A 26,159-nucleotide genomic window follows, 5' to 3' on the forward strand; every position below is an offset into this window, starting at 1 on the left:
AATCATCAAGATCCTTGCTGATAAAAAATATCATTCAAAGAACTTAAGCTGCCATCTTCCTCAATTTGGTTGATATTCATTTTTCCATCTTCAATCGTTAACTCAAGACAACAATTCCAACAATAGTATTGTTCGTTACCGATTTTCCCAAGGTTCTTATTATTGCAGTTCGGACATCTCATCGGACATACTCCTTTTTTACCAAATAGTATGTCCACGAAAATGAGATTCATACATTACTTGAGTTGTTCCATCACCCATTCAATCCCCTCATCCACCTCTTCCTCGGAAGGGCTGGTGTGTGGCGTGTGCTCAAGGATAAAATATTTGCCCCTGCCTTTTGCAAGCAGTTCTATGCAAGGAGTCATGTCAAAAGCTGTGTCCTGCTTTTCAAAGTCCGGGTGAATCGGTGTCCAAATATATCCTTTATTAGTGAACCGAACATTATGCATATGTACGACTTTGGTAAATGGAAGAAGTGGCTCTATATACTCTCTCCAATTGTTTCCCACCGCAATCCTATAATCACCGATATCAATACAAATACTCAGACCATATTTTTCCCAGAGATTCATAGGAAAATCATACAAGTATTGAATGCCTGCAGAAGATTTATTATGACCAAGCTTTGGTTCACATACGATTGGAACCCCATACGATTCCTGTAAGTGTTGTAAAAACTGCAAGCCTTCCTTTATCTTTTCAAGAGCAGACTCCGCCTCACCTTTGAAATAAGGAAAGTGAACAAGGATATAGGATGCCCCTGATCGTGCCGCTTCCTGCACTTCCTCTACAAACAATTTCCTGGCGAGGGAGGGATGCATTTTCACTTCTTCCAGAAGATCATACTTGCTGTTTTCTCTGAAGTGAGGAACATGAATACCAAAACTAACCTTGTTCTCTCTGGCTAAATTCAAAAAGGAGAGATAGGAATCCCTGTCCCCAAACTCTCCTATTTCCACATGAGGCAATCCTTTATCAAATAGCTCCGGAAGACGGTCACGATCAGACAAGATGGTACTTCCAGACATCCCAATAGAATGTGCCAAAACGTTCCCTCCTACATAAAATCATATGGTGACAACTGTTCTTCCTCTTCTTCTGTATCTACTTCAGGTACGGATTCTTCTTGCAGTTTCTCTTTTAACCTTGTATATCTTGTATTCGTATCTGTTGTACCCACACCGTCAAGGAAAGCTTCCCGGTCACCGCAAATAATGAGAGACTGTTTTGATCTTGTAATGGCCGTATAGATTAGATTCTTTCTTAACATTCGGCGATAGCTTCTTACGATTGGCAGAATAACTATGGAAAACTCACTGCCCTGGGATTTATGAATGGAGGTACAATAGGCATGCATGATGCTGTTCAAGTCTTTTTTCTGATAGACGACTTCTTTTCCTTCAAAATCGACTACCACCTGCTCAACGCCATCGACGTTTTCTTCCGCACGGAAAATCGCTACGATTTCGCCGATATCTCCATTATAAACACCATCTTCAGGCTGATTCACCAATTGGATGACCTTATCCCCTTTTCGATAAGTAACCTCAAAGTGCCTCAAATCGCGTTTTTGTTTACTTTTCGGATTAACCGTTTGCTGGATGCTTTCATTCAACTTATGGATTCCTACGTCTGTTCGATACATCGGAGCAAGTACTTGAATATCTTTCAAATCATTCCCCTTGTCCAACGCTTTTTGAACAATGTTTGTCACGAGATCACTTAACTGGTGTTCTCTTGCCGGGATGAAGTTGAAGTCATGGTCTTTTTCAAGGGAGGCTGTCGTACAAGCATCCTTCTTTATCTCATGGGCAAGCTGGATGATTTTCGAACCTTCCTTTTGACGATAGACTTCTGTTAACTTTACGGATGGAAGTGTGTTAGAAGCTAAGAGATCAGCAAGCACTTGACCGGGACCTACCGAAGGCAGTTGGTCTTCATCTCCAACAAGTAAGACTTGCATATCATCAGGGATGGCGCGGAACAATTGATTTGCAAGCCAAATATCGACCATCGAAAACTCATCGATGATCAACAGACTCCCTTCCAGCGGGTTGTTCTGATTGCGTTCAAAGGAGTCATGTCCATCCCACCCTAACAAACGGTGGATGGTGCTTGCAGGCAGTCCTGTCGATTCTGTCATCCTTTTTGCCGCTCTTCCTGTCGGTGCTGCAAGGACGAATGGAAAAGGTTTGTCACTATCATAATCTTCGGGATGGATAGAAAAATCGTTCAATTCTGCATACGTATGGATGATTCCTTTAATGACGGTCGTTTTACCCGTTCCCGGTCCACCGGTTAAAATCATCAATTTGGAATGAAGGGCTTTTTCAATGGCGTTGAACTGGTCTTCGCCATAACTCATCGCTTCCTCTTCTTCCAAGTCCCCGATGATTTTCATCAAATCTGCTTGTGTGTGCGCTACATCAACCTCTTTTTCTTGGATGCGGTCTACATGACTGCAAAAACCATTTTCAGCAAAGTATAGAGTCGGAAGGTAGATGCGTTCTTCTTCAATATACACAAATCGTTCTTCACCAAGATGGATCATTTGCTCAGATAGCTGTTCGAAAGTAATGACAGGCTCTGAGCCCTGATTTAACAGTTGTTCAACCTGGACGAGGCACTCTTCTGTCGGGAGATAGACATGTCCCGCACTCATGCTTTTTTGCATCATATACAAGCACGCCGCCCGAATCCTTGTTGGATGATCATGGGAAAGATTCTGCATCTTTGCCATTTCATCCGCTCGATGAAAACCGAAGCCATCCACATGGAAGACGAGCTGGTAAGGGTCTTCTTCAATGATCGCCATCGTTTGATCCTTAAAGGCTTCATAGATTTTTTGAGCAAGCTTCAAACCAAATCCATATTGAGACAAATGAATCATGACGTGTTCGAATCCTTGATGCTCTTTCAAGGCCTCATATAGTTGATCCGCTTTATCTTTAGGCAACTTTGGAACAGCATCTAACACATCACGATTTTCCAATATTCTTGATATCGCTTGTTCTCCTAACTCATTCACGATCCGTTCGGCTGTTTTTTTTCCAATGCCGTGGAAAAGATCACTGGACAAATAGAGGACGATTCCATCTTTCGTTTCCGGCAACACACGATTGTACATGTCTACTTCATATTGCAGCCCGAATTTTTTATGGTTTTTGAATTCTCCATAAAAGATATAGGTTTCGCCTTCCTCCAAAGGAGAAAAATGCCCTTTGATCACAAGGGACTTCTCTTCGAACGCTTCATTCGTTTCCTTCACATTAATGGAAGCAATCGAAAAGTGCTCGGATTCATTGTGAAAGATCATCCGGCTCAATTCCCCTTTGACATAAGGACGTTCTTCATTCGATTCTTGAAAGAGCGATTGTTGAGTCATAACCATCGAACTCCTCTACTCGTTTAACGCTTGTTCCACTTGCCCTTTGGCATGAGCTGCCAGCATATGCTCAGGATTGATTTCCAATGCTTTAGAAAAATGCTCCAGCGCTTTTCCGGCGTTCTCCTGATGAAGAGCAACGACACCAAGGTTGTAATGCGCATCACTGTGTTGTTCTTCTAATTGTAGCACATGGTTCATGACTTGTTCAGCTTGATCAATCTGTCCATTTTGAGCCAGGCATAGACCATATTGAAACTGCACATCAACGTCCTCCGGTGCCAGTTCTGATGCTCTCAGAAGATAAGGGAGAGCAAGCTTCACGTATTCTTGATGAATGAATGTCATTCCTAACATAAAGTGAACATCTGCTTCATCTAATCCTTGCTGAATCGCCTGGATAAACTGTTCCTGTGCTTTCGTATACTTTTCCTGTTCATAATACACATTTCCCAGGCCATAATAGGCGGTTGCTGCCGTATCATCCAATTCGATGGCACGATGAAAGAAGCGCTCGGCTCTTTCATGATCATTCATGTGTGTCAGCAAATTACCGAAATTGATGTACCCTACAGGCTCTTTTGGATTCTCGTCAATGGCCTCCGTAAATAGTTTTGCTGCTTCCTCATAATTATGGTTTTGCATCTGTTCGATTCCTTGCTTTAACTTATCCATTTCAAACCTCTCCTTTCAATATGTCTCCTATAATAACGACACTTTCGTATCACAAACCATTTTTTCTATGCAGCTCATGTGAAAGTTTGCAGAGCAAGGCTCACTAAACACACATGGTAAGTTGTTTCAATGCCCTGCTACTAAGGGGAATCGACACTCATAAAAAAGTCATGTCCAAAAAATACGGACATGACTTTTTCATTCTATCCTACATAAGTGATGGCTTCATCTTGTTTGAGAACAACATCGATTGTCGCCCCACCGAGGCAGACTTCTCCATCGTAAAAGACGACCGCCTGCCCTGGAGTGATCGCACGTTCTGGTTCGTCAAACATGACTTTCCACGTTCCTTCTTCCATCGGGTATACCGTCACTCCGCTATCTTCTTGGCGATAACGGAATTTAGCCGTGCATTTGAATGACTCGGTCGGTACGGACCCTTTTGTCCAGCTCGCTTCAGAAGCGATGAGACCGTCAGAGTACAGCGCATCATGATGGAACCCTTGTCCAACGTAGAGAATATTATCCGTCACATTCTTACCTACGACGAACCATGGGTCTCCAGCACCTCCTATACCTAGTCCTTGACGCTGACCTAATGTGTAGTACATCAATCCGTCATGCTTGCCTTTCACTTCACCATCAAGAGTTTCCATATTGCCTGGTTGTGCAGGTAAATATTCACTTAAGAATTCCTTGAAGTTACGCTCTCCGATAAAGCAGATTCCTGTAGAATCTTTCTTCTTCGCAGTGGCAAGACCATGCTCTTCCGCAATCCTACGCACTTCTTTTTTCTCAAGATGACCTAGCGGGAACATCACCTTAGAAAGCACTTCCTGTGATAGCTGGTTCAAGAAGTACGTTTGGTCTTTATTGTGATCGACTCCACGAAGCATTTCATATGTGCCGTCGTTTTCACGGACTTGCGCATAGTGGCCCGTCGCCAAATAGTCAGCTCCGAGAGACATCGCGTGGTCCATGAACGCCTTGAACTTGATCTCTTTGTTACACATGACATCAGGATTCGGTGTTCGGCCTTTTTTGTACTCATCAAGGAAATAAGTGAACACTTTATCCCAATATTGCTTCTCAAAATTCACTGCAAAATACGGAATATCCAACTGGTTGCAGACGAGGATAACATCTTCATAATCTTCCGTAGCTGTACAGACACCATTTTCATCGGTATCGTCCCAATTCTTCATAAAAATACCCACGACATCATAGCCTTGTTCTTTCAATAGGAGAGCTGCAACGGATGAATCCACCCCGCCACTCATTCCAACGACTACACGTGTATCTTTAGGATCTTTCATTTCTTTCACCTTCCTTTATCAAGCCAGCCGTTTAATAATTTGGCTGACTCTCCTTGCTGCTTCTGTTATATCTTCTTCATTATTTGCAAGTCCAAAACTGAACCGTATCGAATTGGTGGTTTTCGGGTGGTCGGATCCAAACATCGCGGAAAGAACATGAGATGGCTCTACAGACCCTGCCGTACAGGCACTCCCGCTTGAAGCAGCGATGCCTGATAAATCAAAATTCGTGAGCAGCGTTTCCACGTTCATCCCAGGAAAACTGATGTTTACGATTGATTCTATCGTTTTTTCATGGGACCCATTCACTTCACATGAAATGTTCTCTTCCTCCAGTGTTTGAAGAAAGAGCTGCTTATAATGAAGGTATTTTTCTTTATACGTCGAACGCTCAGCCTCCATAATCTCAACAGCTGTCTTCAGCCCTTGAACGGCCGGAATGTTTTCTGTCCCTGCTCGTCTTTTCCGTTCCTGTTCTCCACCATATTGAAGAGATTCAATTACCGTGCCTTCACGGATATACAAAAAGCCGATGCCTTTCGGGCCATTGATCTTATGACCGGAAACCGCCATCAAATCGACTCCAAGGTGTGAAACATCGATATCCATCAGACCGTATGCCTGAACGATATCAGAATGAAAATAAGCCTGATGATCCTTTAACACAGCGGCTATTTCTTCAATCGGCTGAATCGCTCCTGTTTCATTATTAACCATCATGATAGAGACAAGAATAGTATCCTCACGAAGAGCACCTTTTAAGTCATCCACTTTTACTGTTCCATCCTCATCTACAGGCAAATAGGTGACTTCAAAGTCTTGAGACTCCAAGTATTCGACTGCATGTAATGTAGCATGATGTTCGATCGAAGTGGTAATGATATGCTTGCCCTTGGAACGATTAGCTCTCACCGTACCAATAATCGCTAAATTGTCTGCTTCGGTTCCTCCGCTCGTAAAAACAATTTCTTTCTCATTCGCACCGAGACCATGAGCAATTCTTCTTCGCCCTTCATCCAAAATCCGCCGGGCTTTCCTTCCAAACTGATGAACACTTGACGGATTGCCAAATACATCTTTGTAAACAGGCATCATTTCTTCGATCACTTTGGGATGGACGGGTGAAGTCGCTGCATGGTCCAAATAAATTGACTTCATCTTTTTACCTCCAACCATTAAATATAAAACATATAGGCATCTTGAGTCTGGTCATCGACATGATCCTTTAAGTCTTCAAGCGTCGTGGTATCAAGGACATCTTTCACTGCATCTCTGACCCTCTTCCACAACGCCTGCTTCGCAGGCTCTTCATTTTCAATACCTTCAACAGGTGTGATCGGGCCTTCTAAAACACGGATCACATCTCCTGCTGTAATTTCGTGGGGAGCCTTCGTGAGCATATAGCCTCCATAGGCACCACGAACACTTTTTACGAGACTTGCGTTTCGCAATGGAGCAATCAGTTGCTCCAGGTAATGTTCGGATAGATTATTGTCTCTTGCAATCTGTTTCAAGGAAATTGGACCGTCTCCATATTTCCTTGCCAGTTCAATCATGATGGTTAGCCCGTACCGGCCTTTGGTAGATATCTTCATACATGTCACCCTTCATTATTAAAAACTGTAGCCATGTTTTTGCCTGTGGTAAGGTGTATCCTACAAATGTACCCAGAAACAGGGCGATGAATACCGTCCCTGCCCCAACAGGCCCACCAAGAGCAAAACCTGCCACGGCTACGATAATTTCAATTCCATTTCTTACTGTCGACACATTCCATCCAGTAGCCTTAGTAATCAATAACATCAGACTATCACGTGGCCCTGCCCCGATGTCAGGTGCAACATAAACACCAATCCCAAGAGCAATGACAAACGTTCCTGATATAAAAATCAATAATTGCATGATCAATGTTTCAGGTTCTGGCAAAAGCCAATTAAAGAAATCAATAAAAACACCGATGAGAATCATATTCAATATCGTTCCTACTTGCGGCCACATTTTTTGTAAAACTGAACTCGTCAGAACGATCAGCAATCCGGCAATAATCGACCAGGTTCCTACGGTAAGACCTAATTTAAGAAACAGCCCATAATGAAAAACATCCCATGGTCCAATTCCAAACTCTTTCACCTGCATTGTCATTGAAATGCCGAGGCCCAGGATGACTAAACCGATAAAGAAAAAGCTCCAGCGAATGAAGTTTTCGCGCTTTTTCTCCTTCACATAAGTCATGGTCATCTTCCTCTCTCTATTATACCAAACGCTATTATAGCATGAATGGCAAGTCCCTTGCATTTTCCTTGGAATCATTCTACGCTTACATTTATAACTGTCAAAAGGAGAATGTTCTATGAGTCAGCAACCCCTCGCTTTTCGATTGCGACCAGCCAATATAGATGAAATTATCGGACAGTCCCACCTCGTTGCCGAAGGAAAAACCATCAATCGTATGATTAAGGCTGAACGCCTGGCATCGATGATTTTATTCGGACCACCCGGGACGGGGAAAACTTCGATGGCGACAGCACTTGCCAAAAGCTTGAATATCCCTCATAAAACGTTGAACGCGGTAACAGATAAGAAGAAAGACATGGAAATTGCCGTTGAAGAAGCGAAGATGCACGGGCAACTCGTATTGATCCTTGATGAGGTCCACCGGCTGGATAAAGCAAAGCAGGATTTCCTTCTCCCACACCTGGAAAGCAACCGTTTAACCATGATCGGTTGTACGACAAGCAACCCATACCATTCCATAAATCCCGCGATTCGAAGCCGTTGTCATTTATTTGAGCTGTTCCGATTGGATAGTGATCACATCAAACAGGCGATTCACAGAGCGCTGGACGATCGCGAAAAGGGCCTTGGTCACATGAACATCCAAATCACTGACGATGCTCTTGACCACTTTGCTCAATCTTCCAATGGAGATCTGCGCTCAGCTTTGAACGGGTTGGAACTCGCCGCTTTCTCTACACCTGCTGAGGAAAATGGGCTTGTGAAGGTCACCTTAGATGTTGCCGAAGAATGTATGCAGAAGAAAAGCTTCACACATGATAAGGATGGAGATGCTCATTATGATGTCCTCTCAGCGTTTCAAAAATCGATTCGCGGCAGTGATGTTGACGCTTCCCTTCATTATTTAGGTCGTTTGATTGAGGCTGGGGACCTGGATAGTATCGCTAGAAGATTAGTAGTCATTGCATATGAAGACATTGGCCTCGCCAATCCCCAAGCAGGTCCTAGAGCCCTGTCTGCCGTGGAAGCAGCAGAGAGAATCGGATTTCCCGAGGCCCGCATCCCATTAGCGGTGGCTGTGACGGAACTAGCTCTCTCCCCGAAATCCAACAGTGCGTACAAAGCACTTGATGCGGCGCTTTCAGATATTAGGAATGGGAAAAGCGGAGAAGTTCCTCAACATTTAAAAGACTCTCATTACAAAGGAGCAGAAAAGCTAGGAAGAGGGATCGATTACAAGTATCCCCATAACTATGAGAATGCGTGGGTAGACCAGCAATACCTTCCTGACCTCATACAAACACGTCAATACTATGAACCGAAACGGACGGGTAAATTCGAACAAGCTCTTGAGCAGGTTTATAGCAAAATCAAAAAGCAAAAATCTACTTGAGTATATTTCCACTTCTTCTTGGCTACACTACTACTAAATCTGACAAACTATTATCTTTAAAGATAAAATTAGGAGTGGTGAATATGCCTAAAGTAAGACAAGATGCCTGGTCTCATGAAGATGATCTATTATTAGCTGAAACCGTTCTGAGACATATACGGGAAGGAAGCACACAATTGAAAGCTTTTGATGAAGTCGGTGATATTTTAAACCGTACTTCCGCTGCCTGCGGGTTTAGATGGAATGCAGAAGTCCGACAAAAGTATGAACAGGCCGTTGAGCTTGCGAAGAAACAACGTAAAGAGAAAAAGCGGAAAGAAGCGAAGCAGCAACCTGTCTATCAAAGACCTCAGGCTCCTGTTGTGTATCAAGCAGAAATAGAGGAAGAAGACTATTTACTTCCTGAGCCGGCTACCTCAGAAATCCATGAGGAGAAGCGGACTCATCAAGAACTTGGTTTAGAAGACATCATTGCTTATTTGACGGACCTTAAACAAGAGAGTACAAATTCCGGATCTCTTCAAAGCCGACTATCTGAACTAGAACGTCAAAACAAAGAGTTAGCAGAACAAAACCAGCAATTAAATGGACAGCTTGAAGCCATGACCGAAGATTACCAGGCTTTGATTCAAATTATGGACCGTGCTAGAAAAATGGTCATGTTTGATGATTCTGATCATGCTTACAAACCTCAATTCCGCATGGAGAAAAACGGAAATCTCGAAAACCTTGCACGCTAAATAGATAAAGGTCGCATGTGTCTGAGCAATGGAGCCGGACATCGCTCCATAAGTCAAATTTTACACAGTTGATTGTTTTATCATTGCATAGACCATTAAAAAAGCGTTTCCCTATCCGGGAAACGCTTTTTTGTTTAATCACATTAATTTTTAGTAAAGAGCAATTAAAAAGACCAATCCCAATTGTGCCGTCGTATCATGAGTTTTGAACCCGCTCTAGGCAGGTGGGTGCCCTGTTCCACATTTCTTGCGTCCTCCCATCAATGATGGTTATGAGGCATGCATTCCATGTGGAAACACCAGGCTCCCGTTTCAAAAATGTTCGGTCAAAACGTACATTCGAACAACGTACACATCAGGATTGGTCTCTTTAATTTTGTAATGTAATCTTAGCATATAACCAAAACAGAATCAACAATTAACCTACACATTTATTTATCTGAGTCAGACAGACTAGATGGCTTCAACTGCAGGTGAAGTTCATCAAGCTGTGCTTCACTGACAGGTCCCGGAGCGTTTGTCATTGGATCTTGGGCTGACGCCGTTTTCGGGAACAAGATGGTGTCACGCAAGTTGGTACGGCCGGCTAAAAGCATGACGAGCCTGTCCAGTCCAAAGGCAATCCCACCGTGTGGCGGTGTACCATATTCTAATGCTTCAAGAAGGAATCCAAATTGTTCATTCGCTTCTTCCTGGCTGAAACCAAGCACTTCGAACATCTCCTGCTGCATGTCTTTTTCAAAGATACGCAAGGAACCTCCACCAAGTTCATAACCATTAAGAACAATATCATAGGCTTCTGCACGGACGTGTTTTGGATTTTTCTTCAGTTCATCCATACGGCCGCCCGCAGGCATCGTAAACGGGTGGTGCGCCGCATGATAACGGCCTTCATCTTCATCATACTCAAATAGTGGCCAGTCCGTAACCCAAAGGAAGTTGAACTTGGTCTCATCAATTAAGTCTAAGCGACGCGCAAGCTTTTGACGTAATGCTCCTAGACTGTCATGAACAACGGAGGTCTGATCCGCTACAAAGAGAAGAAGGTCCCCATCTTTTGCAGCCATCTTTTCTTTGATTGATGCCACCTCTTCTTCAGAGAAGAATTTCGCAATCGGTCCATTGAACTCCCCGTCTTTCACTTTCAACCATGCCAATCCTTTGGCTCCATAAACTTTGACATCTTCTGTCATTTTATCAATATCTTTTCGGGAAAACTCATCGGCTTTCCCTTCCACGTTAATGGCGCTTACTTGGCCGCCGGAAGCAACGGCTCCGCTAAAGACTTTAAAACCGGAGTTCTTTACATCTTCAGAAAGATTCACTAATTCAAGGCCGAAGCGGGTATCAGGCTTATCAGAACCGTACCGTTCCATCGCCTCATCATAAGGCATACGAAGGAACGGTGTTTCGATTTCCTGGCCTTTCACTTCTTTCATAACCCGCTTCATCATACGCTCTGTCATGGCCATGATATCTTCTGTCGTCATGAATGAAGTCTCAATATCGACTTGTGTGAATTCAGGCTGACGGTCAGCGCGCAAGTCTTCATCACGGAAACAGCGGACAATCTGGTAATACTTCTCGAACCCTGACATCATCAGCAGCTGTTTGAAAAGCTGAGGTGATTGAGGCAATGCATAGAATTCACCTTCATGAACCCGGCTCGGAACAAGGTAGTCACGCGCTCCTTCTGGTGTGCTCTTCGTAAGCATCGGCGTTTCCATATCTAAAAATTCTTCCTCATTTAAGAAATTACGAATCGACTGGGTCGTTTGGTGACGCATTTTAAACGTCTCCTGCATTTCCTTTCTTCTCAAATCCAAGTAGCGGTATTTAAGACGAAGATCTTCGGATACCTCTGATTGATCTTCAATCATGAATGGTGGTGTCTTCGCTTTGTTAAGAATCGTCAATTCCTTTGCAGCTACTTCAATTTCCCCAGTGCCTAGGTTGCTATTGACGGTTTGAGCATCCCGTGCAACAACAGTCCCTTTAACTTCAAGGACATATTCGCTACGGACATTCTCAGCCTTCTCCAGAGCTTCACCGGAAGTCTCAGGATTGAAAACGACCTGTACTAAGCCTGAACGGTCTCTTAAATCGATGAAAATCAAACCACCTAGATCACGGCGTTTTTGTACCCATCCCTTAAGTGTGATCTCTTGTTCCAGATGTTCTCTGCGTAAAGATCCGCATTTTGTTCTTTCCATCTTATTTGCCTCCTGTCAGTTCTTTCTTCATATGTTCGATGATGCCATCAAGAGCCACCTCTTGTTGCTCGCCTGATGCCATGTTTTTAACATTAATGACCCCATTCTCAAGTTCCTGATCACCAAGGACAAGTACAAATTTACTGCCAAGACGATCAGCCGCTTTGAACTGGGCTTTCATCTTCTTCCCTAAGTAATCCTTGTCCACTTGAATGCCAGCAAGGCGTAATTCGTCCGTTAACTTTACAGCTGTACGATTTGCCTCATCGCCCAGTGAAACAAAGAATACATCTAATCCCTCATCCGTAGGGAGTTCAACATTTTCTGCTTCCAAAGCCATCAACAAGCGCTCAATACTCATGGCAAAACCGATTCCAGATGTTTCAGGACCACCCACTTCTTGAACTAAACCTGTATAACGACCACCGCCACTCAGTGTCGTAATGGCTCCGAAACCTTCCGCTTCACTCATAATTTCAAAAGCGGTGTGGTTGTAATAATCAAGCCCGCGAACGAGGTTTGGATCGACGACATAATCAATGCCCATCACATCCAAATACTGTTTCACTTGTTCAAAGTAATCTTTGGAATAATCATTCAAGTATTCAAGAATGGAAGGAGCTGTTTCCATTGCCGGATGTTCACGGTCTTTCTTACAGTCCAGAACTCTAAGTGGATTTTGATCAAGCCGCACTTGACAATCCGCGCAAAGTTCCTCGCGGTGTGGATCAAAGTGACGCACCAAAGCTGCTCGGTGTGCCTCCCTGCTTTCTTGGTCGCCAAGGCTGTTCACGACTAGTTTCAAGGATCGCAGACCTAGTTCTCTGTAAGAGTTCAGAGCTAGGGAAAGCACTTCTGCATCAATAGCAGGATCATCACTGCCTAGAGCTTCGATACCAAACTGTACAAACTGCCTCATTCTTCCTTGTTGAGGTCGCTCATAGCGGAACATAGGACCCATGTAGAAGTATTTGGTCGGCTGGTTCGGTAAACCATAAACTTTATTCTGTACATAAGAACGAACGACAGAAGCTGTTCCCTCAGGTCTCAAGGTGATGCTTCTTCCTCCTCGATCTTCAAACGTGTACATTTCTTTTTGGACGATGTCTGTACTATCCCCGACACCTCGTTGGAAAAGCTCGGTATGTTCAAAAATAGGCGTTCTGATTTCTTTATAATGATAGCGACGGCATAGGTCTGCTAATTGTTCTTCTACATACTGCCATTTTTCAGATGTACCAGGCAGAATATCCTGCGTACCACGAGGGGCATTCATACTCATTTCTAACTCCTCCTAACGAAATAAACCATTTTTTACCACAAAAAATCCCGTCCCTTTTCCGCGCTTGCGAAAAAGGGACGGGATTGCCCGCGTTGCCACCCTGACTTGAGGCTTAAGAGCCTCCACTCAAAACAGTTAACGCCTGTGTACGTCTACACCTACTCTCATTTCGATGTAGAACCTAAGAAACGTCTTTCATCAGAATATAACGATCGAATGCTTTCAGCCTAAGGCATTCGTTCTCTGTCCGCATGGAATCTGACTACTTTTTTCCTCAATGGTTTTGTTCGAATCATTTTAGAATTGATTATAATCATATAATCTCCGTCAACCTTATGTCAAGTTTATGGCCACAAATTAATAAGATCAATCTTTTTCCTATGGAGAAGGATATTTGCTGTATTTGTCGAATAGTGAAAGGAGACTGTTAAGGAGGTGGAATATTTTTTGAAAAAAGGCATAATTTTCTTCATTTTTATTCTAGGAGTTCTTACCTTTTATGAAACTCCCCCCGTGTATGCAGACAAAGCGGTGATCCAGGTCGATCACTTGAATGTAAGAACAGGACCTGGAACGAATTACGACCGTATTGGCAAGGTACATACAGGGGAAACGTACACAATTTTAGAAGAGAAAGACAATTGGCTCAAAATTAATCGAAGCGGGAAAGACGGCTGGGTCGCCAAATGGCTGACAAAAGTAAAAGCTGAGCAAGTCACAAGCGACCGCCATTATTCCAAGTATGATTATCTAAGGATTCGATCCGCTCCGAATCTGGATGGGAAAATCGAGGGCTACTTGATGAAGGGCGATGTCGTAGAGCCGACCAAGACAGATGGAAAGTGGGTCTATGTACAAAAAGGCAATACCAAAGGCTGGGTCCATGGGGACTATCTGACAAAAGAAAGTAGAGACACTCATGAGCCTCCCAAAGACGAGAAATCAGATGACGATCAATCCTCTATCGTCAAAGGGAAAGTGGAAGTTGGAACAGCCGTTCTAAATGTCAGAAGCGAAAACTCGACGCGAGGTCGCATCCTTACAAGAATACGTAAAGGTGAAACTTATGAATACATAGCGAAGAAAGACCGCTGGTATGAAATTAAATACAGCAGCGGAAAGACAGGTTGGGTAGCCGGTTGGCTTGTAAATGAAACAGACAATGATCAAACGAACACCCCTGCTTCGAAAAACACCTATGTATCTTTGAACTATAACGGCACGAACCTAAGATCAGGTCCATCTACCAATTACAAAATCGTTGGTCGTGGACATAAAGGCGACCAATTTGAAATCTTAAGCAAAGAAGGACAATGGTATAAGATCTCATATGACAGTAAAACAGCTTACGTGGCTGGATGGATTGTCGAAGAGGTGAATAAAGAAAGTGCTGCTACAACACCGGCAACTTCAAATTCCCTTAAAGGGAGAACCATAATGATCGATGCTGGTCACGGAGGACGAGATCCCGGGGCAGTTGGGAGAAGTGGAAGTTACGAAAAGACATTAACGTTGGATACGGCTTTTCTTCTTAAAAGTCAGTTGGAAAGCAAAGGAGCCAAAGTGCTGATGACCAGGACGAATGATCAGTATATCTCCCTTTCCATCCGTACGTTCCATTCAAACCGCTCCAATGCCGATGCTTTCATTAGTTTGCATTACAATGCGGCACCACTAAATGTCATTGCCAGAGGACTTAATAGTTACTATTACTCTTCTAAAGACAAAGCACTCGCAGCTTCTTTGCAGACATCCATGGTTGCTCATACAGGTCTGAGGGATCGGGGTACGAAAAAAGGCAACTTCCATGTCATCAGGGATAACAATAAGCCCTCTGTTCTATTAGAACTTGGCTTCCTATCTGATGCAAGAGAAGAACAAACGGTCAAAACGCGTTCTTATCAATTGAAAGCCAGTCAAGGAATCACCGAAGGTTTAGTCAATTATTTCAACTAGCATGTAAAGTTCATTATACATTTGACTATCCCACACTAAAAAAGCTGTACTCAATACGAGTACAGCTTTTCTTATCGTTCTTTACTATCGATGATTAATGTCACAGGACCTGAATTGGTCAATTGAACGTCCATCATTGCACCAAATTGTCCCGTTTCCACTTTAACACCTTCATGTTCCACCATCTTATTAAAAGATTCATACAACTCTTCAGCTTGGTCCGGCTTCCCTGCCTGCATGAAGTTGGGGCGGCGCCCTTTCCTGCAATCGCCGTATAAAGTGAATTGAGAAATAGAGAGCATCTGTCCGCCTAAATCAACCAGTGAATGATTCATTTTTCCATCTTTATCTTCAAAAATCCGCAAGTATGGAATCTTTTTAGCTAAATACCGTGCATCTTCTTCTGTGTCCTCATGAGTCACACCTAATAAAACGACAAGGCCATGATCTATGGTACCTACGGCTCGTTCCTCAACGGTGACAGAGGCGTTTACAGCTCTTTGAACAACTGCTTTCATCGTAGATTCCCCTTTTACTTCTATTGCATGACACGACGAACCGTGTACACTTCCTGAATTTGTTTGATACGCTCGACAATCTTCCGTAAATGGCTTGTATTCTGTATTAAAATGGTAATATGAATGGTCGCCATTTTATTGCGGTCTGACTTTCCTGAGACCGCGGTAATATTCGTTTTCGTTTCATTGACTGCTTGAAGGACTTCATTAAGCAGTCCACGTCGATCATACCCCCAAATCTCAAGATCCACATGATACTGTTTGGAATCCGTGACTGAAGTCTCCCATTTAACAGGTAATAGACGTGTCTGCGCTTCTTCTGTATGCACGTTAGGACAGTCGCTTCTGTGGACAGATACTCCTCGTCCTTTTGTAATGTAACCGACAATCTCATCGCCAGGTACTGGGTTACAGCATTTGGATAGACGGACAAGAAGATTGTCCACCCCTTCCACTCGTACCCCTGAATCCTTTTTACCGGTTTTTGCCGGTGTTTTGATTTCAGTTGTATTCACATCAGCAAGTGTCTGCTCCAGGTCCTGTTCCTGCTGCTTCTTCTTCCTAATTTTCTCAGTTAATCGAGTAGCAATTTGAGCGGCTGTAATTCCCTGATATCCAACAGCAGCAAACATGTCTTCCTCGTTTGCGAAATTGAACTTTTCAGACACACGATTCAAGTTATCTGTCGTGTACACATCTTTCGGTTGAATACCGAAATTGCGAATTTCGCGCTCGACAAGTTCTTTCCCTTTAGAAATATTCTCATCTTTTTGCTGTTTCTTGAAAAATTGTTTGATCTTATTTTTCGCCTGTGATGTCTGAGCAAGCTTTATCCAGTCTTTGGAAGGTCCGTACGCATGCTTAGACGTCATGATATCAACAATGTCCCCGGTTTTCAATTCATAATCCAGAGGTTCCATCTTGCCATTCACTTTTGCACCAATCGTTTGATTTCCAACTTCCGTATGAATTCGGTAGGCAAAATCTACGGGTACGGATCCAGATGGAAGTTCAATCACGTCTCCTTTTGGTGTGAAAACATAGACCATGTCTGAAAATAAATCCACTTTAAGGGATTCCATGAACTCTTCGGCATCATGTGTTTCACTTTGCCATTCTAGAATTTCACGGAACCATGTAAGCTTCTCTTCAAACGATTGTTCAGCTGTCGTCTGCTTTCCTTCTTTATAAGCCCAGTGAGCAGCGATTCCATATTCCGCAATTTCATGCATTTCGTGTGTACGGATCTGGACCTCAAGGGGATCTCCTTTTGGTCCGATTACGGTCGTATGCAGAGATTGATATAGATTAGGCTTCGGCATGGCTATATAATCTTTAAAGCGGCCCGGCATCGGTTTCCAACACGTGTGTATGATGCCGAGTACGGCATAACAATCTTTGATGCTGTTAACTGTAATTCTAACGGCTAACAAGTCATAAATTTCGTTGAACTGTTTATTCTGAAGAACCATCTTCCGGTAGATACTGTAAAGATGTTTCGGACGCCCAAATAAATCCGCATCAATATTGACTTCCTTTAATTGAGCTCGGATTTCATCAATAACTTCCTCGATATAATGCTCCCGTTCATTCCTTTTCTGCTTCATCAAATGAACAATCCTGTAGTATTGCTGGGGATTCAAATACCGAAGGGCCGTATCTTCAAGCTCCCATTTAATCGTAGAAATACCAAGTCGATGTGCCAGAGGTGCAAAAATCTCAAGCGTTTCATTTGAAATCCGGCGTTGCTTTTCAGCTGGAAGATGCTTCAAAGTACGCATATTGTGAAGCCTGTCCGCAAGCTTAATTAAAATGACGCGCATATCCTTCGCCATAGCGACAAACATTTTCCGGTGGTTTTCGGCCTGCTGAGCTTCTTTGGATTTATACTTGATTTTACCTAATTTCGTTACGCCATCAACCAGCATCGAAACTTCTTCATTGAAGGCTTCTTCAATTTCTTTTAGGGACACGTCTGTATCCTCTACGACATCATGAAGGAAACCGCCTGCGATCGTTTCCGGATCCATCTCTAAGTTCACAAGAATACCTGCTACTTGAATGGGATGGATGATATAAGGCTCTCCTGACTTTCGGAACTGGTTGCTATGCGCCTTTTCAGCAAATTCATAAGCACGACGAATAAACGCCAGATCTGACTCATTCAAATACTGACTCGCTTGTTCTATGACTTCTTCCGCAGTTAGAACTGTATCTTTCGCCATTCAATCACCCTAGTTTCTTTAGAACTTTCAAAGTATATTTGATTAACATTATCAAAAAAAGGACTCTTCTTGTAAAGGGAAAAGCCCAATCATCAATTGTAAAACAAAGAGCGCCCCTGAAAAGGGCACTCTTTCCATTAATATTGCATTAAAGTAAGGACGTCATGTCCATCCAATTTGCTGCGGCCATCTAAGTATGTGAGTTCAATCAAGAACGCACATCCAGCTACTTCTCCGCCCAACTGCTCGACAAGATCGATGGTAGCTTCGATTGTACCACCAGTAGCAAGAAGGTCATCGATAATCAACACTCGTTGACCAGGCTTAATCGCGTCTTTATGAATCGTCAATACGTCTTTTCCGTATTCCAGGCCATAATCCACTTTAATCGTCTCGCGTGGAAGCTTTCCTTCTTTACGAACAGGTGCAAAGCCGATTTCCAACGCATAAGAGACTGGGCATCCGACGATGAATCCGCGTGCCTCCGGTCCTACTACGATATCGATTTCTTTATCTTTTGCGTATTCTACAATTTCATCAACCGCTGCTTTGAATGCCGGCCCATTGTCCATCAATGGAGTGATGTCCTTAAATTGGACACCTTCTTTCGGCCAATCTTCAACGATCGCAATATGCTCTTTATAATCCATTCGTAACTTCCTCCTTGACTTGCTTAGAACGCTGGTTCATATATTGGTCAAACCAACTCTTCAATTCTTTATATGTGGAATAATACAAGGTACGTTCAATTTGCAGCTGTTCTTCCCGTTGAAGATAAAGCGAAGATTCCCGCAAATCTTTTTGAGAAGGTTCGGATTCCGCTGTAATAATCCCGTCTTTCATTCTAACAAAGTCGAGTTCAAAAAACACCTCAGAAATAAATTCCACCATGGACTTGTCCCATCCTTTACGATTGGCAAGTAAATCTGCTTCTTCGTGAAGGTTGAACCGACCACGCTTCAATAGCATACCATAAAACCATTTGAAGTGGTCCCTTGAAGGCCATGTTTTTAGAAAAGTACTCTCCTGTATATGATAACAGGCAAAAACTTTACGAGTTTCAAGTTTAGATAAAAGCTCGGTCATGTCCGACATGCGTTCAGGTAAATCAATGAGCAGAAGGCCATCAAATGATTCTCCATGATCCAATGTATCAGCCTGAATAACAGGAACATCAAAAGGCGCTTGTTCTGCTCCTTGGAAGCTGACCGCTGCGAACGTTTGGTTCGGTGGAATGATCAAATTTTTCTCTATATGCTTGGAACCTCTGTGATCAAATAACTGCCATTCTTTCACACTGAGATCTTTAATCATCACTTGTAGGTTTTTTCTGCCGTTCCATTCATTGATTCCAAGTTCTCCTACAACGTCCAGTGGAGCTTGGGGGGATATTTGTTGATAGAGATCTCCCAACCCAAATGCAATCCCGTCCACTCGAGACTGTTGACTCTGAAACTGAAATTTCAAATGATTTTTTTTACTGCCAATTAACCGTACTTCTTTCGGGGTATGCTTGAGATGAAACAAAGGCTTTGGATTTCCCATTCCAAAGGGACGGAGCTGGTTGACTTCTTCGATCTGCTTCAGCGATATATCTTCCAACTCAACTGTCGTTTCAATATCAAGGACTTGTTGATAATCGTCATCCGATAGCTTTTCCTCAGCTAAAGAAATTAAATCGCTTCGTAAATCATCGATTTGGTCCAGGGCAAGTGTCATACCCGCAGCTTGAGCATGCCCACCGAAGTGTATGAATCGATGGCGAATTTCCATACAGTTCGCGAATAAATCGAAAGCATCAATACTTCGTGCTGAACCTTTGGCTTCCCCTTTTTCTTCATCAATGGCCAAGACAATCGCCGGACGGTCAAATTGACGGACGAGTTTGGATGCGACGATTCCAAGCACGCCTGGGTTCCATCCCTCTTTAGCAACCACAATCACATTCTCAGCTTCTCCATTTTCAACGGAAACCATTTCTTCGGCTTCCTTTGCGATAGCAGCAACGATCTTCTGCCTTTCCTGGTTCAACTGGTTAATGAAGGCTGCAATCTGTTCAGCTTCTTCCAGATCCTCTGAAAGCAATAAGTCTACCGCAGGAGTTGCATCTTGCAGTCGCCCTACAGCATTGAGTCGAGGTCCAATTGTAAAACCGATCGTCTCTTCATTCATATCCCCCTCAATGCTGCACACTTTCCTCAACGCCTGGATTCCAGGGCGGTTCGAGTGGGAGATCGCCTGCAGACCAACCGAAGCAAGCACCCTGTTTTCACCTTTCAAAGGGACAAGGTCGGCAATGGTACCAATCACGACAAGGTCAAGAAACTCTTTTGGAAACCGGCCTAAGAGAGCATGAGCGAATTTGAAAGCCACACCGACACCAGCTAATTCTTGGAATGGATAATCACCTGAGGTCTTCGGGTGGATGATGGCATAGGCATCAGGAAGAACCTCCTGGACTTCGTGGTGGTCTGTAATAATCAAATCGATACCCAAATCTTTCGCGAATGTTGCTTCTTCCATAGCGGCAATACCTGTATCTACCGTTATGATCAGAGCATAACCGGAATCAAAGGCAAATTGGAAAGCTTCTTTATTAGGTCCGTATCCTTCCGTGAAGCGGTTTGGAATATAGAAGTCACAGTCCGCCCCTGCTTTTCTGAGCGCTTCCACCATCACGGACGTAGAAGTCACTCCGTCTGCATCATAATCACCAAACACAAGAATGGACTGATCGGATGCGATGGCTTCTTTCACACGAGCCACGGCACGATCCATTCCCTCCATGAGCATCGGATCATGAAGCTGATCAATCGAAGGCTTTAAAAACCGGTCAGCCGTTTCCGCATCATAAATCCCTCTCTTTTCCAAAAGCTGCTGGGTAAGCGGAGTAACCCCTGGAAGGCCAACGGAACTTTCTTCCGGATTTCTATATGTAAATTTCCATTTCATCTTACTTTGTATCATATGTTCACCCCTGACCCATCTATTATACAAGAGCGGACCAGGGGGAGCAAACGCAATTATGTGACTTTTGATGAAGAACTTTCCTCTTCAGATGCCGCTTCTTTTTCATCAGAAACGTTCCTATCTTTATCCGTATCGTGTTCAGGAGAGGCAGCAGCCGCTGACTTTAATCGGCTGTTTTCTCTTTTCAACTTGTAATAACGCAAAGCCCCGACGGATGCTGTGGCTAACCCACCTAATAAAACAGATATAAGAATGACAAGAATTAGTGGTGCTTCACCTGTGCCAAACAGGTAGTTGACCTGAACCGGATCTACATTAATGACGGCAAAAATAGCAATCACTAACGCAAAAATGAAAGCCAATATAAGATAGCTTTGTCCTTTCATCACTTAAACACTCCTTCATAGATAAAGGTTTTCTTTATATTCTTGATATACCCTGAAACAGTCTGTAATAACCAAAGAAAACCACCCTCGTGGAGGATGGTCTCTTGTATGTGGCCCTCTAGTTTTACACTTGAGGTCCGTCTGTTCTTTTCTTTTTCACATAGTTGATCGGGTTATCTTTAATGTTGCGCCCACGCCATATGAGCCATAGTTGAGAAGCAATGAACAGGGACGAATACGTTCCTGCTAATAGTCCAATCACTAGAGCGAATGAAAAGTTCGTGATGGATGACGCTCCGAAGAATAACAGCATGGCAGCCGCAAAAATTACAGTAATGACCGTGTTGAAACTACGGGCGAGCGTTTGCATCAAACTGTCATTTACAACTTTAGCAAGCTCTTTGAAAGATTTGACTTTCTTCTTCATCCTCAAGTTTTCTCGTATTCGGTCGAACGTGACAATTGTATCGTTCACCGAGTAACCAACAATAGTAAGAATAGCTGCGATGATCGTAATGTCAAACTCCAACCTTGTTAAACTGAAGAACGCAACGATAAAGAAGGCATCATGCAGCAAGGCGATAATGGCTGTCAAAGCAAAGAAAATTTCAAAACGAATCGTCACGTAGATGATGATTCCAATCGATGCATATAAAACAGCCAGGGCCGCATTTTTAGCAAGCTCTTGCCCAACGATCGGTGATACGGTACTGACGTTAGGCGTATTGCCGAATTCTTCTTCATAATAGCTTTGAATTTCACCTATTTTACCTTTACTCAGTTCATCATCGAAACGAGCGACGGCAATCTCACTGTTGTCCCCGGATATGATGACCTGTTTCGGATTGACATCAAATTCTTCCTGCATCGTTTGTTCCACTTGTTCTGATGTGATGTTCCCATCAGACAAAATCGACACTCTAGAACCACTTGTAAAGTCGATCCCTAAGTTCAAGCGGAAGAAAGCAAGGGCTAAAATTCCCGCCAAAACGAGGACGATGGAAATTGTGAAGAATCGTTTCCGAAGCCCTACAAAGTCGAATTTACGCTTCATAAAGGTGGCTTCTACTTCATCCCCTTCAGCAATATCATGTATATCCTCTGGTTTCACACCAAACCACTTTGGTTTCTTGTTCAAGAAGCGGCTCTTCACCCATAAACTCATGAATAAACGCGTACCATATACAGCTGTTATGAAACTGACGAGAATACTAACAATCAACATCGTTGCAAAACCTTTGACAGAACTCGTTCCGAATATGAAGAGGACGGTCGCAGCAATCAATGTTGTAATGTTCGCATCAAGAATGGTAGCTAAAGAGCGTTTGTTACCCGCCTTATAGGCTGACAGTAGTGATTTCCCTGATTTGAGCTCTTCCTTAATCCGTTCATAAGTAATGATATTGGCATCGACCGCCATACCAACACCGAGAATCAAGGCAGCAATACCTGGTAAGGTCAAGACTCCATTCATCCACTCAAATACAACGAGAATTAAGTAGATATACACACTCAGAGTGAGGGTGGCAATGATCCCTGGGAAGCGATAATATGCAATCATGAACAAGAAAATCGCCGCAATACCGATGAAGCCTGCCAGTATTGTTTTTTTCATGGCCTGTTCACCGAATTGAGCACCGACAGATGTCGAGTACGTTTCTTCAAGGTTTACCGGTAATGATCCGGCATTCAGGATGTCTGACAATTGTTTGGCGGATTCCTGTGTGAAATCTCCACTGATCATGACTGAATTACTTCTTACCGGCCCATCTGAAAAACCTGGTGCTGAAATGTAAGCTGGATCTTCTTTGCCCCACTCTTCTGCAAAGGAAGTCTCTTCATTATAATCCAGCCATATCACTAAAAGATTATCCGGGTAGGGCGTATTTGGATCGTTTGGAGTATTATAGATTTCCTCTGAAACATCATAAAATTTTGAAGCACTTTTAACCTTCAACGTAACGATTGGTTCGTTCGTATCCGGATGATAAGACTGTTGAGCACTTCCTTCAACCAAATCTGAACCATCCATATACAACTTTCCATCCGTGCCTCGGAAAGAAAGTTCAGCGGTTGTCGAAAGCAGCTCCCTGGCTGTTTGTTGATCTTCCACACCAGCGAGTTGTACTCGAATTCTTCCGCCATCTTCAATCGTGATGTTCGTTTCACTTATACCAAGTGTATCCACACGTTCCGTCAATGAACGTGCCGTAGCTTCGAGAACCTGTTCATTAACTTCCTGATCCTCATCTAATGGCTCGACATCATATAAGATTTCAAAGCCACCTTGCAAGTCCAAGCCTAACTTAATATCTTTTGTAACTCCTGTTATGGTCGTCCCTATCGTAGCAGCAAGTAATAAAACTACGATAAAAAAGGCGACGATCCGCCCTCGTTTCACCATACTGTCCTTTTCCTCCTTTATGTACGAACACATGCGATGATCCATCGCCTCTATGTATAAATGCTAATAGACAATATTTGATAATCCCCGTACCTATTCTACTACTTTTTCAAACTTTCGCAACAATAGGAAAAACTTTACGCTGATCACCGCACAGAGATTTTGCTTTATTTATTCATATTCCGAAGTTCCCTTCAGTGCTTCGATGGAAGCTAGCAGATCATCATTCTGATAGGCCTCTGTTGTCAGATAACTCGTATATGTATGGGTCTGTAAATGGAGGATATCCTGGACCACTTGGTACAGCCTCTTTTCAGGTTCGCCATTCCAAACTTTTTTTATCAAACAATCCCACACTTCTTCTTCGGTCGCACGTTTATAACCTAATAAGTGAAACTCCTCTGCTTTGCTTTGCAAAACTATTTTCATTTCATTTCTCCAGCTTGTGACCACTTTTTTCTGATCCATAAGGTTACTCCTCACTCTAAGGTTTTCGTAAACGGGTGTCATGCCTTGTCCATCCTTACGCATATAATTCATTGTAGCGGAATTTCATTTCTTTGAGAAGGCGGATCAATCATATGTCAAAACAAACTTTTTTACATGGTGCACTGATTTTGGTTGCTGCTGGACTAATCACCCGTTTACTCGGTTTCATTAACAGGATCGTCGTTGCCCGCGTAATGGGCCCAGAGGGTGTAGGACTCTATATGATGGCTTTACCTACTTTGATCTTAGCCATTACCATCACCCAGTTCGGTCTTCCCGTGGCCATTTCAAAGAGAGTGTCAGAAGCAGAAGCAACTAGGAACGAAAGTAAAATCAAGCGCATTCTATTAGTTTCTCTTGCGATTACAGGGTCATTAAGCATTTTGTTTACGATCGGACTCTTTCTGTTAGCCCCCGTTGTAGCTACTTATTTTCTTACTGATTCAAGAGCTCTCTATCCATTGCTAGCCGTCACTCCCATTATCCCTATCATCGCTATATCATCTGTCATTCGAGGATATTTCCAGGGAAGACAAAATATGAAACCGCAGGCGATCTCTCAAGTTATTGAACAAATTGTACGGATTGGTTCAGTGGTGGTTCTTACAAAAATGCTTTATCCCTACGGGGTTCAATATGCTGCCGCAGGAGCCATGGTTTCTGCTGTCATAGGTGAATTCGTTTCCTTAATGTACATGTTGAGACAATTCAATATCCACAAAAGCTTTAGGCTTCGGAAGTCCTGGAAAAAGCATATCCATGAGGGCAAGAAGACTCTAAACGAATTGATGACGATCGCTCTTCCAACGACAGGAAGCCGCTTTATCGGTTCCTTAACGTATTTCTTTGAGCCGATCCTCGTCGCACAAAGTTTGGCTATTGCTGGAATCACGGCTATAGAGTCTACCAAACAATATGGTGAGCTCACAGGCTATGTGCTGCCTTTGCTATTTTTACCGACTTTTTTGACTCACGCTCTTTCTATTGCTCTTGTACCGTCGATCAGTGAAGCTGCAGCCCAAGGAAAAAACGAGACGATTGCTTACCGAATCATGCAGTCGATCCGATTATCCATTGCCTCTGGAGGACTGATCACTATCGTGTTCATGATCTTCCCAGCTGTCATCCTTACGACGGTGTATGGGACGAGCCAGGCTTCTTTCATGCTTCAGTTCATGGCACCATTCTTTCTACTTCATTATATCCAGACGCCTCTCCAAGCAACCTTGCAAGCTTTGGACCTAGCCCGCCCGGCCATGTGGAACACGTTGATTGGAGCCATCATTAAGTTTATTGTCCTTGTCGGGTTAAGCTCTCGTCCTGAATTCGGCATTCATGGAGTTGCCCTTGCTATCGTAGTCGGTGTCGTAGTTGTTACACTGCTGCATTTAGGTGTACTTATGAAATATAAAGTCATTTCCTTCCCTTTACAGATGTTCTTCCGATTCGGCCTCGTCATCGGCATCATCGGTATGGTAGGATTTCAATGGAAACACAACTGGCTCCTAGAGAGCAAACCACTTTCGCAATTGTTGACGATGGGAATGGGACTTTCTGTTTTGTACATTGTGTTATTGTTCGTTTTTCGTTTAATCCGGATGGAAGAATTGAAAATGATCCCCTGGAACCGTCTGTTCCACAAAAAATAACCGCTTGAAGCGGTTATTTTTTTATCCTCTTTTTTATTTTCATAATCCCTTACCTCACTAAAGCTCCATTTAGTTGAAGACTCAGTTTCGAGATGTTTGTTGGAGTTTAGGGGCTCCGGGAAACAGTTCGCTTTCCATGGGGCGGGCGCTGAGCCTCCTCAGGCTACGCCTTCCGGGGTCTCACCTGTCCCACACGTCCCATAGGAGTCTCACCGTTTCCCTCCGCCTCTTGACCATAAGAGTATCTCGAAACCACTTCCAGAATAAGCGGCACTCCATCGTAATGGGAGTTGGTGTATTCAACTCTCAAACAAGCTAGA

General features: G+C 43.3%; 21 protein-coding genes, 1 other RNA gene and 1 other annotated feature. Of the genes, 4 read left to right on the top strand and 18 right to left on the bottom strand.

All coding sequences use genetic code 11. From position 1 onward, the window contains the following. Positions 1-5: 5 nt before the first annotated feature. The 8 genes from DYE48_RS21095 to DYE48_RS04175 all read right to left on the bottom strand — a co-directional run bounded on the left by DYE48_RS21095 (position 6) and on the right by DYE48_RS04175 (position 7,611). A complete protein-coding gene (locus DYE48_RS21095) occupies positions 6-182 on the bottom strand; it encodes a hypothetical protein (protein WP_089652618.1) in 177 nt (58 codons plus the stop codon). A 54-nt stretch (positions 183-236) separates the two neighbouring features. After that, entirely contained in the window at positions 237-1,049 is an 813-nt protein-coding gene (locus DYE48_RS04145; RefSeq protein ID WP_115822526.1) for a TIM barrel protein, read from the bottom strand. Between the two features lie 11 nt (positions 1,050-1,060). Beyond that, a complete protein-coding gene (gene recD2, locus DYE48_RS04150; protein WP_115822527.1) occupies positions 1,061-3,388 on the bottom strand; it encodes an SF1B family DNA helicase RecD2 in 2,328 nt (775 codons plus the stop codon). Between the two features lie 15 nt (positions 3,389-3,403). Next, positions 3,404-4,063: a tetratricopeptide repeat protein gene (locus DYE48_RS04155; protein WP_115822528.1), complete on the bottom strand. Its 660-nt coding sequence runs from the start codon at positions 4,061-4,063 to the stop codon at positions 3,404-3,406. A gap of 203 nt (positions 4,064-4,266) precedes the next feature. Continuing rightward, a complete protein-coding gene (gene mnmA / locus DYE48_RS04160) occupies positions 4,267-5,379 on the bottom strand; it encodes a tRNA 2-thiouridine(34) synthase MnmA (protein ID WP_115822529.1) in 1,113 nt (370 codons plus the stop codon). Positions 5,380-5,397: 18 nt separating this feature from the next. Next, positions 5,398-6,537, bottom strand: a complete 1,140-nt coding sequence (locus tag DYE48_RS04165) for a cysteine desulfurase family protein (RefSeq protein WP_115822530.1) — start codon at positions 6,535-6,537, stop codon at positions 5,398-5,400. A gap of 17 nt (positions 6,538-6,554) precedes the next feature. Further along, positions 6,555-6,974: a cysteine metabolism transcriptional regulator CymR gene (gene cymR, locus DYE48_RS04170; protein ID WP_089652624.1), complete on the bottom strand. Its 420-nt coding sequence runs from the start codon at positions 6,972-6,974 to the stop codon at positions 6,555-6,557. Further along, positions 6,928-7,611 carry a YczE/YyaS/YitT family protein gene (locus DYE48_RS04175; RefSeq protein ID WP_115822531.1) on the bottom strand — a complete coding sequence of 228 codons (684 nt, stop codon included), beginning with the start codon at positions 7,609-7,611 and terminating at the stop codon, positions 6,928-6,930. Before DYE48_RS04175 ends, cymR begins: the two co-directional genes overlap by 47 nt. Positions 7,612-7,729: 118 nt before the next feature. Between DYE48_RS04175 and DYE48_RS04180 the strand changes: the two genes are divergently transcribed. Both DYE48_RS04180 and DYE48_RS04185 read left to right on the top strand, forming a co-directional pair. Then, positions 7,730-9,007 (top strand): replication-associated recombination protein A, encoded by a 1,278-nt coding sequence (locus DYE48_RS04180; RefSeq protein ID WP_115822532.1) that lies wholly within the window; start codon positions 7,730-7,732, stop codon positions 9,005-9,007. An 83-nt stretch (positions 9,008-9,090) separates the two neighbouring features. Further along, positions 9,091-9,747 (top strand): RsfA family transcriptional regulator, encoded by a 657-nt coding sequence (locus tag DYE48_RS04185; RefSeq protein WP_115822533.1) that lies wholly within the window; start codon positions 9,091-9,093, stop codon positions 9,745-9,747. 172 nt (positions 9,748-9,919) lie between these two features. Here the strand turns inward: DYE48_RS04185 and ssrS are convergent. The 3 genes from ssrS to hisS all read right to left on the bottom strand — a co-directional run bounded on the left by ssrS (position 9,920) and on the right by hisS (position 13,242). Beyond that, positions 9,920-10,112, bottom strand: a non-coding RNA gene (gene ssrS / locus DYE48_RS04190) — 6S RNA. Between the two features lie 66 nt (positions 10,113-10,178). Next, on the bottom strand, positions 10,179-11,960 hold the full coding sequence (gene aspS, locus DYE48_RS04195; protein WP_115822534.1) for an aspartate--tRNA ligase: 1,782 nt from the start codon (positions 11,958-11,960) through the stop codon (positions 10,179-10,181). Between the two features lies 1 nt (position 11,961). Next, the gene (hisS, locus tag DYE48_RS04200) at positions 11,962-13,242 is read right to left on the bottom strand and encodes a histidine--tRNA ligase (protein WP_115822535.1); all 1,281 of its coding nucleotides are present in this window, start codon (positions 13,240-13,242) and stop codon (positions 11,962-11,964) included. Positions 13,243-13,312: 70 nt separating this feature from the next. Further along, positions 13,313-13,529: a binding site (T-box leader), on the bottom strand. Positions 13,530-13,689: 160 nt separating this feature from the next. Here hisS and DYE48_RS04205 point away from each other — a divergent pair. Beyond that, a complete protein-coding gene (locus DYE48_RS04205) occupies positions 13,690-15,198 on the top strand; it encodes an N-acetylmuramoyl-L-alanine amidase family protein (RefSeq protein ID WP_167449441.1) in 1,509 nt (502 codons plus the stop codon). Between the two features lie 71 nt (positions 15,199-15,269). On the opposite strand, the gene dtd is transcribed toward DYE48_RS04205, so the two are convergent. From dtd to DYE48_RS04240, 7 genes are all read right to left on the bottom strand, one after another. Then, on the bottom strand, positions 15,270-15,716 hold the full coding sequence (gene dtd, locus DYE48_RS04210; protein WP_115822537.1) for a D-aminoacyl-tRNA deacylase: 447 nt from the start codon (positions 15,714-15,716) through the stop codon (positions 15,270-15,272). 20 nt (positions 15,717-15,736) lie between these two features. Beyond that, positions 15,737-17,941: a RelA/SpoT family protein gene (locus DYE48_RS04215; RefSeq protein WP_115822538.1), complete on the bottom strand. Its 2,205-nt coding sequence runs from the start codon at positions 17,939-17,941 to the stop codon at positions 15,737-15,739. Between the two features lie 137 nt (positions 17,942-18,078). Then, positions 18,079-18,591, bottom strand: a complete 513-nt coding sequence (locus DYE48_RS04220; RefSeq protein ID WP_035509302.1) for an adenine phosphoribosyltransferase — start codon at positions 18,589-18,591, stop codon at positions 18,079-18,081. Beyond that, the gene (recJ, locus tag DYE48_RS04225; protein WP_115822539.1) at positions 18,581-20,908 is read right to left on the bottom strand and encodes a single-stranded-DNA-specific exonuclease RecJ; all 2,328 of its coding nucleotides are present in this window, start codon (positions 20,906-20,908) and stop codon (positions 18,581-18,583) included. Before recJ ends, DYE48_RS04220 begins: the two co-directional genes overlap by 11 nt. 56 nt (positions 20,909-20,964) lie before the next feature. Then, positions 20,965-21,297 (bottom strand): LapA family protein, encoded by a 333-nt coding sequence (locus tag DYE48_RS04230; protein ID WP_115822540.1) that lies wholly within the window; start codon positions 21,295-21,297, stop codon positions 20,965-20,967. A 124-nt stretch (positions 21,298-21,421) separates the two neighbouring features. Further along, a complete protein-coding gene (secDF, locus tag DYE48_RS04235; RefSeq protein WP_115822541.1) occupies positions 21,422-23,701 on the bottom strand; it encodes a protein translocase subunit SecDF in 2,280 nt (759 codons plus the stop codon). Between the two features lie 171 nt (positions 23,702-23,872). Further along, positions 23,873-24,169, bottom strand: coding sequence for a post-transcriptional regulator (locus tag DYE48_RS04240; RefSeq protein WP_115822542.1), 297 nt, complete (start codon positions 24,167-24,169; stop codon positions 23,873-23,875). Positions 24,170-24,282: 113 nt separating this feature from the next. On the opposite strand from DYE48_RS04240, the gene spoVB reads away from it, so the two are divergent. Further along, the gene (gene spoVB, locus DYE48_RS04245; protein WP_115822543.1) at positions 24,283-25,839 is read left to right on the top strand and encodes a stage V sporulation protein B; all 1,557 of its coding nucleotides are present in this window, start codon (positions 24,283-24,285) and stop codon (positions 25,837-25,839) included. Positions 25,840-26,159: the final 320 nt, after the last annotated feature.

It is taken from the genome of Halobacillus trueperi (assembly GCF_003386945.1).
In the GTDB taxonomy this organism is placed as follows: Bacteria; Bacillota; Bacilli; order Bacillales; family Halobacillaceae; genus Halobacillus; species Halobacillus aidingensis.